Origin of the sequence: Bradyrhizobium ivorense (assembly GCF_900696085.1) — a bacterium.
Lineage (GTDB): Bacteria > Pseudomonadota > Alphaproteobacteria > Rhizobiales > Xanthobacteraceae > Bradyrhizobium > Bradyrhizobium ivorense.
In genome coordinates this window covers 84,556-100,904 of sequence record NZ_CAADFC020000013.1, presented here as the reverse complement: position 1 = coordinate 100,904, position 16,349 = coordinate 84,556, and the positions used below count along the sequence as shown (strand labels likewise).

The 16,349-nt window shown below is 66.1% G+C and carries 14 protein-coding genes; 4 read left to right on the top strand and 10 right to left on the bottom strand.

Translation table 11 applies throughout. From position 1 onward, the window contains the following. Window positions 1-16: 16 nt before the first annotated feature. The 10 genes from CI41S_RS18160 to CI41S_RS18115 all read right to left on the bottom strand — a co-directional run bounded on the left by CI41S_RS18160 (window position 17) and on the right by CI41S_RS18115 (window position 12,129). On the bottom strand, window positions 17-1,528 hold the full coding sequence (locus CI41S_RS18160; RefSeq protein ID WP_139860913.1) for an ABC transporter substrate-binding protein: 1,512 nt from the start codon (window positions 1,526-1,528) through the stop codon (window positions 17-19). Window positions 1,529-1,545: 17 nt separating this feature from the next. Beyond that, on the bottom strand, window positions 1,546-2,658 hold the full coding sequence (locus CI41S_RS18155) for an ABC transporter ATP-binding protein (protein WP_139860912.1): 1,113 nt from the start codon (window positions 2,656-2,658) through the stop codon (window positions 1,546-1,548). Further along, window positions 2,655-3,644, bottom strand: coding sequence for an ABC transporter ATP-binding protein (locus CI41S_RS18150; protein ID WP_139860911.1), 990 nt, complete (start codon window positions 3,642-3,644; stop codon window positions 2,655-2,657). The genes CI41S_RS18155 and CI41S_RS18150 overlap by 4 nt, the downstream gene beginning before the upstream one ends. Next, window positions 3,641-4,351 (bottom strand): DUF1028 domain-containing protein, encoded by a 711-nt coding sequence (locus CI41S_RS18145; RefSeq protein ID WP_139860910.1) that lies wholly within the window; start codon window positions 4,349-4,351, stop codon window positions 3,641-3,643. The genes CI41S_RS18150 and CI41S_RS18145 overlap by 4 nt, the downstream gene beginning before the upstream one ends. A 244-nt stretch (window positions 4,352-4,595) precedes the next feature. After that, window positions 4,596-6,401 (bottom strand): gamma-glutamyltransferase family protein, encoded by a 1,806-nt coding sequence (locus CI41S_RS18140; RefSeq protein ID WP_139860909.1) that lies wholly within the window; start codon window positions 6,399-6,401, stop codon window positions 4,596-4,598. A gap of 101 nt (window positions 6,402-6,502) precedes the next feature. Then, window positions 6,503-7,498: an ABC transporter ATP-binding protein gene (locus CI41S_RS18135; RefSeq protein ID WP_139860908.1), complete on the bottom strand. Its 996-nt coding sequence runs from the start codon at window positions 7,496-7,498 to the stop codon at window positions 6,503-6,505. Then, window positions 7,495-8,475 (bottom strand): ABC transporter ATP-binding protein, encoded by a 981-nt coding sequence (locus CI41S_RS18130; RefSeq protein ID WP_139860907.1) that lies wholly within the window; start codon window positions 8,473-8,475, stop codon window positions 7,495-7,497. The genes CI41S_RS18135 and CI41S_RS18130 overlap by 4 nt, the downstream gene beginning before the upstream one ends. After that, window positions 8,472-9,434, bottom strand: coding sequence for an ABC transporter permease (locus tag CI41S_RS18125; protein WP_139860906.1), 963 nt, complete (start codon window positions 9,432-9,434; stop codon window positions 8,472-8,474). Before CI41S_RS18125 ends, CI41S_RS18130 begins: the two co-directional genes overlap by 4 nt. An 11-nt stretch (window positions 9,435-9,445) precedes the next feature. Next, a complete protein-coding gene (locus CI41S_RS18120; RefSeq protein WP_139482088.1) occupies window positions 9,446-10,426 on the bottom strand; it encodes an ABC transporter permease in 981 nt (326 codons plus the stop codon). Between the two features lie 104 nt (window positions 10,427-10,530). Beyond that, complete coding sequence (locus CI41S_RS18115) at window positions 10,531-12,129, bottom strand: ABC transporter substrate-binding protein (protein WP_139860905.1); 1,599 nt, start codon at window positions 12,127-12,129, stop codon at window positions 10,531-10,533. A gap of 405 nt (window positions 12,130-12,534) precedes the next feature. Between CI41S_RS18115 and CI41S_RS18110 the strand changes: the two genes are divergently transcribed. From CI41S_RS18110 to CI41S_RS18095, 4 genes are read left to right on the top strand one after another with little or no spacing between them, the layout of a single operon-like run. Next, a complete protein-coding gene (locus tag CI41S_RS18110) occupies window positions 12,535-12,789 on the top strand; it encodes a DUF6489 family protein (RefSeq protein WP_139860904.1) in 255 nt (84 codons plus the stop codon). 8 nt (window positions 12,790-12,797) lie between these two features. After that, entirely contained in the window at window positions 12,798-13,589 is a 792-nt protein-coding gene (locus CI41S_RS18105) for an esterase/lipase family protein (RefSeq protein ID WP_139860903.1), read from the top strand. Window positions 13,590-13,647: 58 nt separating this feature from the next. Then, window positions 13,648-15,198, top strand: a complete 1,551-nt coding sequence (locus CI41S_RS18100) for a WS/DGAT/MGAT family O-acyltransferase (RefSeq protein ID WP_139482084.1) — start codon at window positions 13,648-13,650, stop codon at window positions 15,196-15,198. Window positions 15,199-15,210: 12 nt separating this feature from the next. After that, the gene (locus tag CI41S_RS18095) at window positions 15,211-16,206 is read left to right on the top strand and encodes an alpha/beta fold hydrolase (RefSeq protein WP_139860902.1); all 996 of its coding nucleotides are present in this window, start codon (window positions 15,211-15,213) and stop codon (window positions 16,204-16,206) included. Window positions 16,207-16,349: the final 143 nt, after the last annotated feature.

The window sequence follows — 16,349 nt, the reverse complement described above, 5'->3', positions numbered from 1 at the left end:
CCGGACGCGGTTGCGATCACTTCAGCTTCAGTCCGACGACGCGCACCAGGCCATCCGGCATCTGCTTGTAGCCGTCGAGCTTCGTGGTGTGCGCGATGATGATGCGGCGATGGTAGATGTAGAGGATGGCCTCGTCCTCGAGCTCGAGTTTTGCAAGCTTGGCGTAGATCGCGCGACGCTGCGTCATGTCGGTGGTGAGGCGGGCGTCGTCGAGCGCCTTGTCGGCCTCGGGATTGGCCCACGCGCTGTAGTTCTGCGGCGCGTCCTTGTGCAGGAACACATAGGAGTTGCCGTCGGGATCGATGCGGCCGCTCCACGCCAGCATGTAGGCCTGGTATTCGCCGGCTTCGGCCTGCTTCAGCGAAGTCGCGAACTCCGTCACCCTGATCTTCATGTCGAAGCCGGCTTCGGCGGCCATCGCCTGCACCACCTGCGCGGTGCCTTCGGTCTCCGGCCCCTTCGGCACCATGAAGTCGACGCTGACCGGCGGTGTGACGCCGGCCTCCTTCAACAGCGCCTTGGCCCGTTCGACGTTGCGCGGCCGGATCGGAAAATCTTTCTGATAGTAGGGATGATCCGGGCTGATCCACTGGTTGCCGGGCTTGAACTCGCCGTTGAACACCACCTGGTTGATCGCCTCGCGGTCGATCGCGAGGTCAAGCGCCTGCCGCACCTTGGAGGACTGGCTGAGCGGGCCCTTGGCCTTGTCCTTGCCGATGTTGAGCGTGATGCCCTGATAGCCGAGCTCGATCGCGCTCGACACTTTCAGCCGGGAATCCGCGCGCACGTCCTTCAGGTCGGTCGCCAGCACGCGCTCGATCAGGTCGAGTCCGCCGGACTTCAGGTTGGCGAGCCGCACCGTGGCATCGACGATCGGCAGATAGACGATGCGGTCGATGAAGACGTTGTCCTTGTTCCAGTAGTCGGCGAACTTCTCCAGCACAATGCGGTCCTGCTGCACGCGCTCGACGAATTTGTAGGGGCCGGCGCAGACCGGATGCAGGCCGAACTTGTCGCCGGCGGCCTTCGCGGCCTTCGGCGACACCATCATGCCGGAGCGGTCGGTGAGCTGCGCGATCAGCGGCGAGAACGGCGCCTTCAGCACCAGCTTGATGGTCAGGGGATCGACGACCTCGACATGGTCGACGCTGGCGAGCTCCGGCTTGCGGAACGAGCCCGGGAAGGTCAAGTGCCGCTCCAGCGAGAACTTGGCCGCCTCGGCATCGAGCGGCTCGCCGTCCTGGAACTTGACGCCGGGGCGTAGCTTGATGGTGACCTCCTTGCCGTCGTCGGAGGTCTCGTGCGACAGCGCGAGCTGCGGCACGATGTTGAGCTTCTCGTCGATGTCGAACAGCTTGTCGCACAGCGCGGCAAACACGATGCGGCCGACATAGGTGCGCGCCATGGTCGGGTCGAGGATATCGGGGTCTTCGGCCAGCCCGATCCGCAGCGTGGTCTGGGCCTGGGCGCTCGCCGCCAGCGACAGGACGAGGGCGGCGGCCGCCGCCGCCAAGCGAAACATCTTCATCACACTGCTCCCCATAATCATGCGCCCGCTCCCGGCATCGGCCTGACTGTATCAACCCCGGCGCCGCGCGCCCCTTCCGCGACGCTACCGAACGCCGCGAGCAATTTCTCCAGCGCCGGCGAGAAGCCGCCGTCGGAGGGAACGATGCTGTCCGGGGGCGGCAGTTCCGCGGTGCGATGGCAGGCAGTGGCGTGGCCGGTGGCATCCGCCAGCAATTGCGGGTCCTCGCTACGGCAGCGCGCGATGGCGTAGGGGCAGCGGGTGTGGAAGCGGCAGCCCGCGGGCGGATTAAGCGCGCTCGGCAACTCGCCCTCCAGCACGATGCGGCTGCGCTTGGCGCGCGGCTTCGGCACCGGGATCGCCGACAGCAGCGCGCGGCTGTAGGGATGCCGCGGCGCCGCGAACAACGCCTCGGCGTCTGCGGTCTCGACGATGGTGCCGAGATTCATCACCGCGACGCGGTCGGCGATGTGTTTTACCACCGCCAGATCGTGCGAGACGAAAATGTAGGCGAGCTTGAGCCGCTCCTGCAGGTCGCGCAGCAGGTTGAGGATCTGCGAACGGATCGAGACGTCGAGCGCCGACACCGGCTCGTCGCAGATGATCAGTTTTGGCTCGACTGCGAGCGCCCGCGCAATCGCGATGCGCTGGCGCTGGCCGCCGGAGAATTCGTGCGGGTAGCGGCGGGCGAAGCGCGGCTCGAGGCCGACCAGCCGCAACAGCTCCTCGACCCGCTCGCGGCGGCGCGCCGGCGGCACCAGGTCGTGCAACGCCAGCGGCTCGGTCAGGATCTGGCTCACCGTCATGCGCGGATTGAGCGAGGCGTAGGGGTCCTGGAAGATAATCTGCGCATCGCGGCGAAACGCGCGCAACGCTTCGGCATCGAGCGCGCCGAGATCGCGGCCCTCGAAGCGGACGCTGCCGGCGTCGGGCTCGATCAGCCGCAGCACCAGCCGGCTGACGGTGGACTTGCCGCAGCCGGATTCGCCGACCAGCGCCAGCGTGCGGCCGGCCTCGACCGTGAAGCTGACGCCGTCGACCGCCTTGACATGCGCGGTCGCCCAGCCGAACACCGAGCGCTCGGCGACGAAATGCTTCACCAACCCCTCGACCTCGAGCAGCGCGGTCATGACACGAGGCGCTCCAGCGGCGCCCTGATGCAGCGCGAGGCATGGTTGGCGCTGAGCAGCGCCAGCGGCGGCGGCGCCTTGACGCAGACATCCTCGACGAACGGACAGCGCGCCGCGAAGCGGCAGCCGGCCGGCGGGTTCATCATGTTCGGCACCATGCCCTCGATGGTGGCGAGATGCGACGTGCGGCGGTCGAGCCGCGGGATCGAGCCGAGCAGGCCGACGGTGTAGGGATGCTGCGGATTGCCGAACAGTTCGTCGACCGGCGCGCGCTCGACGATCTCGCCGGCATACATCACCGCGACCTCGTCGCAGACCTCGGCGACGACGCCGAGGTCGTGGGTGATCAGGATGATCGCCGCGCCGCTCGCGGCCTTCAGCTCGCGCATCAAATCGAGGATCTGCGCCTGCAGGGTGACGTCGAGCGCAGTGGTCGGCTCGTCGGCGATCAGCAGCTGCGGATCGCAGGCCAGCGCCATCGCGATCATCACGCGCTGGCGCATGCCGCCGGACAGCTTGTGCGGATATTCGTCGATGCGCTTGTCGGGCGAGGGGATGTGAACGCGGCGCAGCAGCTCGATGGCGCGCTCGCGCGCCTTGCGCCGCGAACCGCCGCGGTGTCGCAAAATGGTCTCGGTGATCTGGTCGCCGATGGTGAAGCTCGGATTGAGCGAGGTCATCGGCTCCTGAAAGATCATCGCCAGGCGGTTGCCGCGCAAATCGCGCAGCGTGTCGTCGGGCACGTCGAGCAGGTCGAAGCCGTCGAAGCGGATCGCGCCGGTGACGGTGGCGGATTGCTTCGGCAGCAGCCCCATGATCGCCAGCGAAGTTACGCTCTTGCCGCAGCCGGATTCGCCGACCAGGCCGAGCGTGGCGCCGTTGGCGACGGAAAGATCGACGCTGTCGACGGCATGGGTGGTGCGGCCGTCGTCGCCCTGGAAGATGACGCGCAGGCCCTCGATCTCGATCAGCGGGCCGCCCGTCATTTCTTGCTCGCTGTCGCGGCGGCGATGTCGGCATCGATCGTGGCGCGCTCGGTGGTGCCGGCCGGGTTGTCGCGGGTCGGCAGGAACTTTCGGAAGTGCACCCAGTGCTCGCGGCTGACGACCTCCAGCCGCTCCAGCTCGCGCAAGGGATCGGCATGGTCGTCGACCCGCAGGTCGAGCGCCGGCCAATCCTCAGTATCGTGGATCAAGAGCGCGGCGGATTGCTTGCCGCGCTTGTCGCCGCCGGCCGCCTCGCCGGCGAACATCGCCTTGATCAGCCGCTGCGCGAACGGAAGCTTCTCGTTCGCGGCATAGGCGCGCGCGGTCTCGCTCAACACCGCGGGTCCGGCGAGCATGTTGCCGGCGATCGAAAAGCCGTCGCCCGCGATATGACCGAACCAGTCCACGCATTCCTTGCCGGAATGTGCGGCAATGCGGCCGCTCGCGTCCATGACATGGACCTGCCGGCTCTCGCGGCCGCTATCGGCCATGAGCAGAACCCGAATGACATCGTGCGGGCTCCCGCCGCCGCGCAGCAGCCTGAGGCCGTCGATGCCGTAATAGGGATTGACCAGCGCCTGCGTCGCGACGGCGCCGACGCCGGGCGCGATATGCGGCACCAGCGCACCGACTGCGAAGAAACGCGTCGCGACCGCGATGCCGAGCTGGCTGGTGGCGCTGTCGCGGGCGATGATTGACCAGGTCATCTCACCTCTCTTCTCCCTCTCCCCGCTCTTCGCGGGGGCGAGACGAGCAGGGCTCCCTCTGAGAGGGTTGGGGTGAGGGCTCGTTCCGCAGATGATAATCGGCATTGCGTTTGCGGAGGCTCCCCCTCACTGGGAATTCAAGCTGCGCTTGAATTCCGACCTCTCCCCGCAAGCGGGGCGAGGTGGGGTTTGGGGCACGCATTGTGCTTCGATGCCACGTCATGCTGCTGCGGTCATCTCGTCTCTAGCGGCCCGCGGCGTAACCTTGCATGCCGCGCGGGTTGGCAGCGGCGCGGCGGCGGGGGCCGACCTTCGAGGCCGCGGTGAGGCGGCCCTCGGACCAGTCGGGTCCAATCTCGACCACATGGCCGCGGCGCTTCAATTCGTCGATGGTCGATTTCGGCACGCGGTTTTCCAGTACCAGCACGCCGGGGCGCGCGGTGCGCGGCCAGAACGAGATCGGGAAATGCTCGGAGTGCCAGGCCGGCGCGTCGATCGCCTCCTGCAGGTTCAATTTCGCGTGGACGTGGCGCAGGAAGAACTGCGTGATCCACTGGTCCTGCTGGTCGCCGCCGGGCGAGCCCCAGGACAGATACGGCTCGCCGTCGCGCAGCGCCATGGTTGGCGACAGCGTGGTGCGCGGCCGCTTGCCCGGCGCCAGCGCGGCCGGGTGGTTCTCCTCCAGCCAGAACATCTGGGCGCGGCTGCCGAGGCAGAAGCCGAGCTCGGGAATCACAGGCGATGACTGCAGCCAGCCGCCGGACGGCGTCGCCGAGATCATGTTGCCGGCCTTGTCGATGATGTCGAAATGCACGGTGTCGCCGCGCACCTCGCCGAACCGGCCGACGGTCGGCTCGCCGGCGCCCATGGCGCCGACGGCCTCGCGATGCCCCTCGGCGCGCCGCAGCTTTACGACCGCGCCAAAACCCTCGACCGAGCCGGGAATAAAGTCGAGCGAAGCCTTGTCACGTGAGATCAGCTTGCGCCGCTCGTCATTATAGGCGTCCGACAGCAGCGTCTCGATCGGGATATTGGTGAATTTGGGATCGCCATAGAACGTTTCGCGATCGGCATAGGCGAGCTTGGCGCACTCGATCTGCAGATGGATGAAGTCGGGACCGGTGGGATCGAGCCCGTCGAGCTGAAATCCCTTCAGCAGCGCGAGCTGCTGCAGCATCACCGGGCCCTGGCTCCAGACGCCGGCCTTCTGCACGGTGTAGCGGCCGTAATCATAGGTCAGCGGCGCCTCGATGGTCGGCTCCCACCGCGCCATGTCGTCGGCCGACAGCACGCCGCGATGCGGCGAACCGGAGACGTCCATGACCTCCTGGGTGCGGCAGAATTTGTCGATCGCCTCGGCGACGAAACCCTTGGACCAGGCCTGGCGCGCGCGCTCGATCTGCGCGACACGGTCGCCGCCGGCGCTCTCGGCTTCCTGCAGGATGCGCGTGTAGGTCTCAGCCAGCCGCTTGTTGGTGAAGATGGTGCCGGGCTTCGGCACCTCGCCGTTGGGCAGATAGACGTCGGCGGATGTAGTCCAGTATTTGCGGAACAGCTGCTCGACGGTCTGGATCGTCGCCGAGGCGCGCTCCACCAGCGGATAGCCGTCGCGGGCATAGGCGATCGCAGGCTCCAGCACGTCGCGCAGCCGCAAGGTGCCATAGTCGCGCAGCAGCAGCATCCAGGATTCGAACGTGCCGGGCACGCAGGCGGCGAGCAGCCCGGTGCCGGGCACCATGTCGAGGCCTTCGCTGCGATAATGCGCGATGGTCGCCTTGGCCGGCGCCGGGCCCTGGCCGCAGATCACCTCGGTCTTGCCGCGCTTGACGTCGTGCACGATGACGGGAACGTCGCCGCCGGGGCCGTTCAGATGCGGCTCGACCACCTGCAGCGTGAAGGCGGCCGCGACGCCGGCGTCGAAGGCGTTGCCGCCTTTCTCCAGCGTCGCCATGCCGACGGCGGTGGCGATCCAGTGCGTCGACGTCACGACGCCAAAGGTGCCCTCGATCTCGGGGCGTGTCGTGAACGGATCGGGATTGATGTTGCTCATGCGGCTTCACCGTTGATGTGCTTCTTGCGGCGCGCGCACTTGATCACAAGCAGGCTGGTATGCCAACCGTTTGGTTGACATGCCTTCTCGCATCCGCGTGATCAGGCTGGAACGGCCGTGGCCGGACTGTTGACGGCATGGCAGGCAACACCGTCGATCAGTTCCGGCGTCTTCTGGCGGCACAGGTCGAAGGCGAGGGGACAGCGTGGGCTGAAGGCGCAGCCCGGCGGCGGATCGATCGGGTTGGGAATCTCGCCCTTGACCGGAATGCGCTGGCGGCCGGACATCGCAAGATCGGGAACCGCGCCGAGCAGCATCTTTGTGTAGGGCATCCGCGGATTGTCGAACAGCTGTCGGCCCTCGGCGATCTCGACGATGCGGCCGAGATACATCACGCCGATCCGGCTCGCCATGTGGCGGACGACGGCGAGGTTATGGCTGATGAAGAGGTAGGTCAGGCCGAACTTGTCCTGCAGATCGCGCATCAGGTTGAGGATCTGCGCCTGCACCGAGACGTCGAGCGCCGAGGTCGGCTCGTCGCAGACGATGAACTCGGCCTCGGAGGCCAGCGCGCGGGCGATGGCGATGCGCTGACGCTGGCCGCCGGAGAATTCGTGCGGAAATTTCAGGCCGTCGTCGGGATGCAGGCCGACCAGCGAGAGCAGCTCGCCGACCCAGGCCTTGATCTCGCGCTCGCCCTGGATCAGGTCGAAGGCGCGGATCGGCTCGGCGACGATGGCATCGACCCGGAAGCGCGGGTTGAGGCTCGCATAGGGGTCCTGAAAGATCATCTGGATGCGTCGGCGCAGCCGGCGGCGGGCCTGACCCTGCCGCGGGTCGGTCATCGAAACGCCGTCGATCACGACCTCGCCCGAACTCGGCGGCAACAGCCCGACCACCATGCGCGCCACCGTGGTCTTGCCCGAGCCGGATTCGCCGACCAGCGCAAAGGTCTCGCCGCGCTTGATGTCGAAGGTGACGCCGTCGACCGCCTTGAGATATTCGAGATGGCCGCCTTCCAGCACGCGGTTGAGCCACGGCTTCGAGACGTCGAAGACGCGGCGCAGGTTTTTCACGTCGATCAGCGTTCCGCTCATGCCGCGGTCTCCGCCGGCTCGAACAGATGGCAGGCGACGGCCTGCGTGCCCTGCGTGATCGGCTCGGGACGGTCGACATGGCAGCGGTCGAAGGCGAATGCGCAGCGCGGATTGAACGGGCAGCCCCGCGGGATCGCCGACAGCCGCGGCATCGAACCCGGGATCTGCACCAGCCGCTTGTCCTCGCCCGCCAAGGTCGGGATCGCGCCCATCAGGCCTTTGGCGTAGGGGTGCAGCGGATTGCGCACCACCTCCTGCACCGGACCGATCTCGGCGATGCGGCCGGAATACATCACCGCGACACGGTCGCAGGTTTCCGCGATCACGCCCATGTCGTGGGTCACCAGCATCACGGCGGTGCCGTGGTCGCGGCCGAGCCGCTTGATCAGGGCGATGATCTGCGCCTGCACGGAGACGTCGAGCGCGGTGGTCGGCTCGTCAGCGATGATCAGCTCGGGTTCGGCGCAGATCGCGAGCGCAATCACGACGCGCTGGCGCATGCCGCCGGAGAATTCGTGCGGATAGCCGTCGATCCGCCGTTCCGGCGCGGGGATGCCGACTTCGGCGAGCAGGTCGATGGCGCGCCTGCGGGCGGCGGTTTCGCTGAGGTTGGTGTGGGTGCGGATGGTCTCGATGATCTGGTCGCCGATCCGGTACAGTGGATTGAGGCTGGTCAGCGGATCCTGGAAGATCATGCCGATCCGCTTGCCCCGGATGCGGCGGATCTCTTCCGGCGGCAGATGGTCGATCCGCGTGCCCGACAGCTCGATCTCGCCGGCGGAGATGCGGCCGGGCGGATCGATCAGCCCGATCACGGCAAGGCCGGTCACCGATTTGCCGGCGCCGGATTCGCCGACCACGCCGAGCACCTCGCCCTTGGCGATGTCGAACGACACGCCGTTGATGGCGCGCAGGGTGGCGCGGCGGGTGACGAACTCCACCTCGAGGTTGCGGACGGAGAGAACGGGCTTCATCATCGTAGCTTCGGATTGAGGGCGTCGCGCAGCCAGTCGCCGAGCAGGTTGATGGAGAGGATCAGGCCGGCCAAGGCAATGCCCGGGAACGCCACGATCCACCATTCGCCGGCGAACAGATAATTGTTGCCGATCCGGATCAGGGTGCCGAGCGAGGGCATGGTGTCGGGCATGCCGGCGCCGAGGAACGACAACGTCGCCTCGGTGATGATCGCAAGCGCCAGGTTGATGGTGGCGATGACCAGGATCGGGCCCATCGTGTTGGGCAGCACGTGCCGCAGCATGATCTTCGGCGCCGGCAGGCCGATCAACTGCGCCGCGGCGACATAGTCCTTGTTCTTCTCGACCATCACCGAGCCGCGCACCGTCCGGGCATATTGCACCCAGAAACTCAGGCCGATCGCGATCACCAGCACGGCGAGCGTGCTCATCTCGTCGAGCCGATTGCCGAGCAGCGACTTGGCGACGCCGTTGACGAGCAGCGCGATCAGGATCGCCGGGAAGGTGAGCTGCACGTCGGCGATCCGCATGATCACGCTGTCGGCGACGCCGCCGAAATAGCCTGCAATCAGGCCGAGGCCGATGCCGAGCGCGCCGGCGAAGATCACGCCGGCGATGCCGACGGCGAGCGAGATCCGCATGCCGTAAAGGATCGCCGAAAACACGTCGCGGCCCTGCTCGTCGGTGCCGAGCAGGAACGGGCTCTGGCCGTCCGCGGTCCACAGCGGCGAGATCCGCGAGTTGATCAGCTGCAACTGCGCCGGATCGAACGGGTTCTGCACCGCCAGCCAGGACGCGAAGATCGCCAGCAGGAAGAACAGCACGGTGATGGCGGCGGCCACCATCGTCAGCTTGGAACGGCGGAACGAATAGAAGATATCGCTGTCGAGCGCGCGCCTGAACCAGCCGGCGCCGGCCCGCGAGACCTGAGCATTGCGATGGGGAACGACGGCATCCGACATCGGTCAGCTCCTCACGCTGCGCGGCCGACGGTCGCGCGCAGGCGCGGATCGACCACGGTATAGAGGATGTCGACCACGAGATTGATGGTGACGAAGATCAGCGAGACCATCAACAGATACGCGGCCATGATCGGGATATCGACGTTTTGCACGGCCTGGACGAACAGAAGCCCCATGCCCGGCCATTGGAACACGGTTTCGGTGATGATCGAGAATGCAATAACCGAGCCAAACTGCAGGCCGGCGACGGTGATCACGGGAACCAGCGTGTTCTTCAGCGCATGGCCGAAATGGATCGCGCGGGTGGTCAGCCCGCGGGCGCGGGCGAAGCGGATATAGTCGGTGCGCAGCACCTCCAGCATTTCGGCGCGCACCAGCCGCATGATCAGGGTCATCTGGAACAATCCGAGCGTGATCGCCGGCATGATCAGCGCCTTCAACCCGGAGACGGTGAGCAGTCCGGTGCTCCACCAGCCGAGCTTCACTACCTCGCCGCGGCCGAACGAGGGCAGCCAGCCCAGCGTCACCGCGAACAGATAGATCAGGAGGATGCCGATCAGGAAGGTCGGCAGCGAAATGCCGATCAGCGATATCGCCTGGAATAATTTGGCAAGCACGGTGTCGCGGCGCAGCGCCGAATACACCCCCATCAGGATGCCGAACACCATCGCGAACAGCGTCGCGCAAATCGCGAGCTCCATCGTCGCCGGCAGGCGTTCCATCAGCAGCGAGGAGACCGGCAGGCGGAACTGGTAGGAGATGCCGAACTTGAATTGCACGGCATTGATGAAGTAGTGCGCGAACTGCACCAGCACGGGATCGTCGAGCCCGAGCGACTTGCGGATCGAGGCGCGTTCGGCGGCCGAGGTGTCGATCGAGACGATCTGGCTCACCGGATCGCCCGCGAAGCGGAACATCGCGAACGCAATGACGCCCACGGCGAGCATGACGCCGATCGCCTGCAGCACGCGACGAAGAGTGAAAGCGAGCATCTCTACCTTTCACTGCTTGTGACATCCGGGGCGCGGCGCTGCGCGGCCGGAAAACGCGAAGTCCCGGAAGCACGGGCTTCCGGGACCGGATAGGCCAGGGTCACTTATTCACCCTGCTTGGTGGCCCAGTAGAGCAGGACCTGGTTGTCTGCGCGCTGGGTCAGCTTGACCTTGTTCGACACGCCCCAGGCCAGCGACTGCTGGTGCAGCGGGATGTAGCCGTAGTCCTTGATGACGAGCTCGTAGGCCTGCTTGATCAGCTGGTCGCGCTTGGCGGTATCGGGTTCGACCAGCACCTTGTCGGTGAGCGCGTCGACTTCCTTGTTGCAATAGCCGGCGAGATTGGCTTCGCCACGGGTCGAATCCTTGGGGTCGTCGCGGCAGCCGAGCACATCGTGCAGCACGTTGTGCGAATCCGAGGTGGCGGGGGTCCAGCCCAGCATGAAGAGCGAGGTCTGGTAGCCGCCCGGCTTCAGCACCTTGGCAAAATACTGCGCCTTCGGCTGCGCCAGCAGGTTCACCTTGACGCCGATGCGGGCCAGCATGCCGACGACGGCCTGGCAGATCGCGGCGTCGTTGACGTAGCGGTCGTTCGGGCAGTCCATCGTGACTTCGAAGCCGCTCGGATAACCGGCGTCCGCCAGCAGCTTCTTGGCGCCGTCAGGATCGAGCTTCGGCCGGGTAAAATCCTTCGACAGCGGGTAGAGCTGCGGCGCGATCATCAGCACCGACGGCGTCGACATGCCGCGCATGACGCGGCTCTTGATCAGCTCGACGTCGATCGTCTTGTAGATCGCTTCGCGGACGCGGATGTCCTTGAACGGGTTCTTGCCCTTGACGTTCGAGAACAACAGCTCGTCGCGCGCCACGTCCATGCCGACGAAGATGGTGCGGATCTCCGGCGCGGTCAGCACGGTGGCGTTGCCGCTCGAATTGACGCGCTGGATGTCCTGCAGCGGAACCGGCTCGATCACGTCGACCTCACCTGACAGCAGCGCGGCGACGCGGGTGGCGTCGGAGCCGATCGGCGTGAAGATGATCTCCTTGAGATTGTGTTCCGGCTTCTTCCAATGGCCCGGAAAGGCCTTGAACACGGTCTTCACGCCAGGCTGGTGGCTCTCGATCATGAAGGGGCCGGTGCCGTTCTCGTGCAGCGAGGCGTAGCTCGGCGTGGTCGCCGCCGCCGGCGTCGGAGCGACCGAATTGTTCTCCTCGCACCACTTCTTGTCCATGATGTACCAGCCATCCCATTGCGAGATCAGGATGGGGTTGGGCGAGTCCAGCGTGACGTCGACGGTGTAGTCGTCGACCTTGGTGAACTTGGCGTCGGCGGGAACGTTGCTGAGGAAGTTGGAGCCCTTGGCGCGGACCCGATCGGCGGAGAACAGCACGTCGTCGGCGGTGAAGGGATCGCCGTTGTGGAATTTCACACCCTTACGCAGATGGAAGCGCCATTTGGTCGGGCTCAGCGTCTCCCAGCTCTCGGCCAGCGCCGGGACGATCTTGAGGTCCTTGTCGCGCGCGGTCAGGCCCTCATAGACATGGGCGTGATGCGCGATCGTGGTGGTTTCCTTCAGCGTGTAGGGGTCCAGCGATTTCAACTCGCCTTGGTTGGCGTAGCGCAACGTCTGGGCCGATGCCGGCAACGCACAGGCAACAAACGCGGCGGCTGTCGCCGCAACCAAACTCCAACGTACCGACATGTATGTCCCGATCCCCGCTTTTTGTCCGCCGGTTGGCTTGTTGTCCGTTGCCTTGTCCGGCGGCTCTTTATCCGGCCATGTTGCCAGAGTTTGCAAGCCGCGCAAGCGCGATTTCCCAAAGGGTTAATCGGCGCGCGTGTGCGCTGCAATGGCCCGGATTTTAGGATAGGCGGTCGGCGCAACCGCGGGACATTCAACTTTCGGCGGGCCGGACGGCAAGGAGAAAGCAAGCATCGGTCGCCGGGATCGCCGTTCGCCGAACCGGACCGCGCGCTGCGGAGCGGTTTGATTGACCATAACGGATGATTGAGGCCAACTGGACCTCGGGACGGGTCGTGCTGGCTTGCGTGACTCCCGCTGCCGCTGTGATATTGAGGTGGGTCAGGCGCATTTGAGGAGGCGGACATGAAGGTCAACGTCGAGATAGATTGCACGCCCCTCGAAGCCCGGCAGTTCTTCGGCCTGCCGGACGTGGCGCCGATGCAAACCGCCGTCATGGACAAGCTGCAGCAGCAGATGCTGTCTAACATCGAGAAGATTTCGCCGGAATCGCTGATGCAGAGCTGGTTCACCTTCGATCCCAAGCTCGCCGAGCGCTTCCAGGACATGTTCGTGGCGATGGCCGGCCTCGGCGGCATGGGCAAGCGGGACAAGAAATAGTGACAGACATGGACAGGAGCGTTGAGGTGACCGAACGCCGGTTGCGCCCGCCAAGCCTGTTCCTGATGCTGGCCGAGGCGCGCGGCGTGCTCGAGCTCAATTCGAGCCTTTTGCTGTCGCCGCTGTTGATGCGGGCGCCGAAGGGCGACGGCCATCCGGTGCTGACGCTGCCCGGCTTCCTCGCCAGCGACCTGTCGATGGCGCCGATGCGGCGCTATCTGAAGGAGCTCGGCTACGACGCCTATGCCTGGAACATGGGCCGCAATTTCGGCGGCATCGCCTCAAAGCGCGGCGCGCTGCGCGACCTCCTGAAGCGGATCCATGCGGCGACCGGGCGCAAGGTCTCGATCATCGGCTGGAGCCTCGGCGGCGTCTATGCGCGCGACCTGGCGTCGCAGTTTCCCGAGCTGGTGCGCTCGGTGATCACGTTGGGCAGCCCGTTCGCCGACGACATCCGCGCCACCAACGCGACGCGGCTCTATGAGCTTTTGTCCGGCGAAGGGGTGGACGACATCCCGGAGGTCCGCGCCGCGATCGCCGGCGACATGCCGGTGCCGGCGACCTCGATCTATTCCCGCACCGACGGCATCGTGAACTGGCGCACCTCCCGCCTGCGGCCGTCGGCGACCGCGGAGAACATCGAGGTGCATTTCGCGAGCCATATCGGCCTCGGCGTCAACCCCGCAGCGCTGTGGGCGATCGCCGACCGCCTGGCGCTGCCGGAGGGTGAATTCCGGCATTTTGACCGGTCGGGCCCCTTTGCCATTGCCTACGGGCCGGCAGAGCAGGCACTATCCTGACCGAATGACGAGAAGCGCCGCCAAGGCGCCCGTATAAGTTGGTTCTCGGGAGGAGATCATGAGCGACGCCAAGAAGCTGTCCTCGCTGGACGCATCGTTTCTCTATCTGGAAACGCCGGAAATGCCGATGCATGTCGGCAGCATGGCGATCTTCCGCCTGCCCGACGGCTACAAGGGCGACTTCTTCGAAGAGTTCAAGGCGATGATCGCCTCGCGGCTGCACATCGCGCCGATCCTGAAAGCGCGGCTGCAGAAGGCGCCGCTCGACATCGACCATCCGTCCTGGGTCGAGGACGACCAGTTCGACATCGACCGCCATATCTTCCGCGCCAGCCTGCCGGCGCCGCGCGACCGCGCCACGCTCGAGCGCATCGTCGGCTGGATGCACGCCAAGCTGTTGAACCGCGCCCGCCCGCTCTGGGAGTTCTACGTGTTCGAGGGCATGAAGGACAACGAGATCGGGCTGTATTCCAAGATGCACCATGCCTGCATCGACGGCGGTGCCGGCGCAGCGCTGACCAGCATGATCTACGACCTGACGCCGGTGCCGCGCGTGGTCGAGCCGCCGAGCGCGCGGAAGGTCGCGCAGGAGCCGCGCGACATCGCCGCCAACCTGATCGACGCCTATCAGCAGCTCTGGACCCAGCCGTTCGAGGCCGCGGCGACCGCGCAGAAGAGCCTGGAGCTGCCGCGCTCCGGCAAGAGCGATCTCGGCTCGATCCTGTTCGACAACGCGATGTTCCAGATCGAGAGCGCGGTGAAGTTCGCCTCCAGCATGCCGACCGTGCTCAAGAGCCTGTCGGACGTGGTCGCCAAGGTCGCCGATCCCCGATCGCGCGAGAGCCTGCAGGCGATGGCCTCGCCGCCGACCATCCTCAACAAGGCGATCTCGTCGGAGCGCAGCTTTGCCGGCACCTCGATCTCGCTGTCGCGCGCCAAGGCGCTGGCGAAGGCGTCCGGCGGCAAGCTCAACGACGTCGTGCTGGCGCTCGCCTCCGGCGTGGTGCGGCGCTATCTGATCAGCCAGGGCGCGCTGCCGAACAAGTCGCTGACCGCGGGCGTGCCGATCTCGCTGCGCGAGGAGGGCAATGCCGACGCCAACAACCAGGTGTTCGGCATGATCTGCTCGATCGCGACCGACATCGAGGATCCCAAGCAGCGGCTGGAAACCATCATCGCGCAGTCGACCAAGTCCAAGGAGATGTCGCATCCGCTGCGCGCCCTGATGCCGCAGGTCTCCAATATCTCGCTGCTCGGCGCGCCGATCCTGGTGCAGATCATGGCGCTGCTCTACAGCCGTTCCGACCTCTCCAACGTGCTGCCGCCGGCGACCAACATTACGGTGTCGAACGTGCCGGGGCCGCGGCAGACGCTGTATGCGGCCGGCGCCGAACTGCTGCACATCTTCCCGGTCTCGATCTCGACCCACGGGGTCGCGCTCAACATCACCGTGCAGAGCTACCGCGACCAGCTCGATTTCGGCTTCATCGTCGGCGCCAACATCATCCCGCATGTGCAGGTGATGTGCGACATGCTGCCGCTCGAATTCGATGCACTCGAGGCGGCGTTCGCGCCGCCGCCTGCCGACATCAAGGGCGCGGCCGAATAGGGGTCCTTGGCCATGATCAAAATGCCGCCGCTGCAATTCGCCGAGACCAACGGCATCCGCATGGGCTTCTACGAAGCAGGGCCCAAGACCGACACGCCGCCGGTGGTGCTGTGCCACGGCTGGCCGGAGTTGGCGTTCTCCTGGCGTCACCAGATCAAGTCACTGGGCGAGGCCGGCATCCGGGTGATCGCCCCGGATCAGCGCGGCTATGGCGCGACCGACCGGCCGGAGCCGGTCGAGGCCTACGACATGGAGCATCTGACCGGTGACCTCGTCGGCCTGCTCGACCACCTCAAGATCGACAAGGCGATCTTCGTCGGTCACGACTGGGGCGGCTTCGTCGTCTGGCAGATGCCGCTGCGGCATCCGTCGCGGGTCGCCGGCGTCGTCGGCGTCAACACGCCGCATTGGGACCGCGCGCCGATGGACCCGATCGCGCTGTTCCGCCAGCGCTTCGGCGACCACATGTACATCGTCCAGTTCCAGGACCCGGCGCGCGAGCCCGACCGGATCTTCGGCAGCCGGGTCGAGCAGACCTTCGACGCCTTCATGCGCAAGCCGGTGGCGCGTCCGCCGGGCACGCCGGAGGAGCAGCCGATCGCCGGCGTCGGCGCCTCGGCGCGGCTCAACCTGGCGTTTCCGCAGATGATCGCGAACTACGACGCCAAGCATGATCCGCGCACGCCGATCCTCTCGGCGGAGGAAAAGCAGGTGTTTGTCGACACCTTTACGAAAACCGGCTTCACCGGCGGCATCAACTGGTATCGCAACTTCACCCGCAACTGGGAGCGCTCGGCGGGGCTGGACCATCATGTGAAGGTGCCGTCGCTGATGATCATGGCCGAGAACGACGCGGTGCTGCCGCCGTCGGCCGCCGACGGCATGGAGCGGCTGGTGCCGGACCTCGAGAAATATCTGGTCAAGGACAGCGGCCATTGGACGCAGCAGGAAAAGCCCGACGAAGTCAGCGCCAAGCTGATCGAGTGGCGTAGAAAGCGGTTTGGGTGACGACGAAGTCGTCATTCCGGGGCGCGCGTAGCGCGAACCACAGATGCGCAATTGCGCATCGGGGAATCTCGAGAATTCCGGGTCTGGTCCTTCGGACCATCCCGGAATGACGAGCGTAGTTCGAGGCGAGGGGGCAATCCGAC

Excerpts from the sequence above, each read along its gene's own strand:
- CI41S_RS18160 (WP_139860913.1), bottom strand. The coding sequence starts at position 1,528 with ATGAAGATGTTTCGCTTGGCGGCGGCGGCCGCCGCCCTCGTCCTGTCG.
- CI41S_RS18155 (WP_139860912.1), bottom strand. The coding sequence starts at position 2,658 with ATGACCGCGCTGCTCGAGGTCGAGGGGTTGGTGAAGCATTTCGTCGCC.
- CI41S_RS18150 (WP_139860911.1), bottom strand. The coding sequence starts at position 3,644 with ATGACGGGCGGCCCGCTGATCGAGATCGAGGGCCTGCGCGTCATCTTC.
- CI41S_RS18145 (WP_139860910.1), bottom strand. The coding sequence starts at position 4,351 with ATGACCTGGTCAATCATCGCCCGCGACAGCGCCACCAGCCAGCTCGGC.
- CI41S_RS18140 (WP_139860909.1), bottom strand. The coding sequence starts at position 6,401 with ATGAGCAACATCAATCCCGATCCGTTCACGACACGCCCCGAGATCGAG.
- CI41S_RS18135 (WP_139860908.1), bottom strand. The coding sequence starts at position 7,498 with ATGAGCGGAACGCTGATCGACGTGAAAAACCTGCGCCGCGTCTTCGAC.
- CI41S_RS18130 (WP_139860907.1), bottom strand. The coding sequence starts at position 8,475 with ATGATGAAGCCCGTTCTCTCCGTCCGCAACCTCGAGGTGGAGTTCGTC.
- CI41S_RS18125 (WP_139860906.1), bottom strand. The coding sequence starts at position 9,434 with ATGTCGGATGCCGTCGTTCCCCATCGCAATGCTCAGGTCTCGCGGGCC.
- CI41S_RS18120 (WP_139482088.1), bottom strand. The coding sequence starts at position 10,426 with ATGCTCGCTTTCACTCTTCGTCGCGTGCTGCAGGCGATCGGCGTCATG.
- CI41S_RS18115 (WP_139860905.1), bottom strand. The coding sequence starts at position 12,129 with ATGTCGGTACGTTGGAGTTTGGTTGCGGCGACAGCCGCCGCGTTTGTT.
- CI41S_RS18110 (WP_139860904.1), top strand. The coding sequence starts at position 12,535 with ATGAAGGTCAACGTCGAGATAGATTGCACGCCCCTCGAAGCCCGGCAG.
- CI41S_RS18105 (WP_139860903.1), top strand. The coding sequence starts at position 12,798 with ATGGACAGGAGCGTTGAGGTGACCGAACGCCGGTTGCGCCCGCCAAGC.
- CI41S_RS18100 (WP_139482084.1), top strand. The coding sequence starts at position 13,648 with ATGAGCGACGCCAAGAAGCTGTCCTCGCTGGACGCATCGTTTCTCTAT.
- CI41S_RS18095 (WP_139860902.1), top strand. The coding sequence starts at position 15,211 with ATGATCAAAATGCCGCCGCTGCAATTCGCCGAGACCAACGGCATCCGC.